The sequence below is a fragment of the Mesorhizobium sp. M6A.T.Cr.TU.017.01.1.1 genome (assembly GCF_004023115.1).
Taxonomy (GTDB): Bacteria; Pseudomonadota; Alphaproteobacteria; order Rhizobiales; family Rhizobiaceae; genus Mesorhizobium; species Mesorhizobium mediterraneum.
The window spans coordinates 1-2,412 of record NZ_RZTA01000238.1 but is presented as its reverse complement, the minus strand read 5'-3'; the positions used below and the strand labels follow the sequence as shown (position 1 = coordinate 2,412).

Annotated in this window: 4 protein-coding genes; 3 read left to right on the top strand and 1 reads right to left on the bottom strand. The window is 62.2% G+C overall.

What is annotated here, in order from left to right:
- Nucleotides 1-299 (bottom strand): helix-turn-helix domain-containing protein (locus EOB36_RS33610; protein WP_164897713.1); only part of this gene is annotated, 299 nt, incomplete at its 3' end.
- A gap of 138 nt (nucleotides 300-437) precedes the next feature.
- On the opposite strand from EOB36_RS33610, the gene EOB36_RS33605 reads away from it, so the two are divergent.
- The 3 genes from EOB36_RS33605 to EOB36_RS33595 all read left to right on the top strand — a co-directional run.
- Nucleotides 438-920, top strand: a complete 483-nt coding sequence (locus EOB36_RS33605) for an isoprenylcysteine carboxylmethyltransferase family protein (RefSeq protein ID WP_164897712.1) — start codon at nucleotides 438-440, stop codon at nucleotides 918-920.
- Between the two features lie 264 nt (nucleotides 921-1,184).
- Complete coding sequence (locus EOB36_RS33600; protein ID WP_128286575.1) at nucleotides 1,185-2,039, top strand: MetQ/NlpA family lipoprotein; 855 nt, start codon at nucleotides 1,185-1,187, stop codon at nucleotides 2,037-2,039.
- Nucleotides 2,040-2,140: 101 nt separating this feature from the next.
- Nucleotides 2,141-2,412, top strand: a 272-nt coding sequence (locus tag EOB36_RS33595) for an ATP-binding cassette domain-containing protein (protein WP_128286574.1), incomplete at its 3' end; no start/stop codon positions are given.

Here is a 2,412-nt window from a genome sequence, read left to right as displayed (position 1 = left end):
TTCGGATTGTCGATGAATTCGACGAGCCCCTCGGCCGCAAGCTCATCCGCCAGCCGCTGCATGCGCTGACGGCTGGTGGGCCGCATCTGGGCGATCTGCGGCACGGTGAGCGGACCAAGCAGCGCGAGGCTTCGCATGAAGCCGAACGCACCGCCGCCCCAACTGGTGATGAGCCCTGTCTTCTGGCCGAGAGCCCGTATTCTGAAGAAGCACTGGGCCACTTCGAGCATCAGCTCGGCGATCGCAGCGGCCTTGCCGTTGACGATGGCCCCTGTCCCTCGGTCGTGTCGTGCCGCCATCGCTTCCATTCCCTCTGTCCGTGCCAATTTCCGCGATTGACACCGCTGTTGTCAACTTCTAGAATGACACCTTAGTTGTCGTTTCTAGGCGGCTATTGGCTTCGTAGCCCTCAAGCATCTGCGGGAGCAGACATGGCAATGGCTGGGCAAACCGACACCGAAACCGCAGGCGTCATCGCGAGACCGCCCCTGCTCTTTCTCGCCGCTCTTCTGATTGGCTTCGTCCTGGATCGGCTGCTGCACTTGCCGTTCCCGGTTGCGGGGATCGACCTGGTCACCTGGATCATCGGCGGCTCGCTGATGCTGATCGGTTTTGTGCTTTTCATCGCGGGCATTCGCAACTTCTCTCTAGCTGCGACGCCGGTGCCGACGAATGAGCCGACGCGCGTGCTGGTGACGACCGGCATCCATGGATGGACGCGCAATCCGATCTACCTCGGCATGTTCCTCATCTATGGCGGCATCGGCGTGGCCGCGCAGAATATTTGGATCCTTGTCCTCACGCTGCCGCTTGCGATCCTGATCCGCTACGGCGTCGTCGCCCGCGAGGAGGCCTACCTCGAGCGGCGTTTCGGCGATGCGTATCGTGACTACAGGCAAAGCGTGCGGCGGTGGCTCTGAGCGGGAAAAGCGCGGACGGAGAAAGCGACCGCGTTGCGTCTGGTTGCGCGAAGGGATCTCGCCGAAAATGGCGTGCCCCGCCTACACGATGGACGCGGTAAGCGCCCCTGTGCTCGCAATCGCATAATCTTTGAGAGAATATTCCCGGCTTCGCATCTGGCGAGAAACGCGGTTCTTTGATCCGGCGGCCAGCATCCCCGATGCTGTGGACAAGGCTTCGCACTTTGCTTGGCTGCCACGATCTAACAACTGACGGGATTCATCATGATCAGGAATACCAACACTTGGCTGTCATCCTTTTCGGCAACTATAAATCGTCGCACAGGCCTTGCATTACTTTTCGCTTCGGCTGTCGCAATTGCGGGTTTGGCCGCCCCCAGTTCAGCCTTCGCCGAGGACAAGAAGGCGATCAAGGTCGGCATCATCAGCGGCGAGGATGAAGACGTATGGCGCGTCGTCACCGCGCAGGCGGCCGAGAAAGGGCTGACGATCGAGACCGTGGTGTTCAACGACTACACCCAGCCGAACGAGGCGCTGGAGCGTGGCGAAATCGACGCCAACGCCTTCCAGCACAAGCCCTATCTCGACAATCAGATCAAGACGCAGGGCTATCACATCGTCCCCGTCGGCTATACCGGGGTCTGGCCGATCGGCCTCTATTCCAAGAAGCTTGCTAAGGTCGCCGACCTGGCCGAGGGCGCCGTCATCGGCGTGCCGAACGACCCGTCCAATGAAGGCCGGGCGCTGCGCGTCCTGCAAAATGAGGGCCTCATCAAGCTGAAGGACGGCACCGGCATCCTGGCGACGACGGCCGACATCGCCGACAACCCGAAGAAACTGGTCATCAAGGAGCTCGACGCCGGCATCGTCGGGCGTTCGGTGGAAGACCTCGACGCGGCCGTGGTCAACACGGATTGGGCGCTGAAAAGCGGCTTGACCCCGGAAAACCGCATCGCGCAGGAGCCCGTCGCCGACAATCCGTACCGCAATTTCATCGCGGTGAAGGCCGGCAATGAGAACGAGCCCTGGGTGAAGACGCTGGTGGCTTCCTATCAGAACGAAGCGGTGAAGGCCGAGTTCGACAAGGTCTACAAGGGCACCGGCCTCAGCGCCTATTGATGCGACATGGATCCGGGGCGTCCCGGGATATGAAAAAAGCGGTCCGCGCCCAACGCGCGGGCCGCAATCCTATTTTACGGACCGCCGAAACAGGAACGGCCATGAACCAGCATTTCCCCGCAACTGCCGAGACACCGGTCGGCACCCCGGAGCGGCCGGAGGACGTCGTGCGGCTCACCGGGCTGAAGCGCCGCTTCGGTGCGACGCCGGCGCTCGATGGCGTGTCGCTCACCGTGCAGAAGGGCGAGATCCTCGGCATCATCGGCCGCAGCGGCGCCGGCAAGTCGACGCTGATCCGCTGCCTCAACGGTCTGGAGCGGCCGGATTCCGGCCAGGTCTTCATCGAAGGCCGCGAAATCAGCCGGCTCGGCGA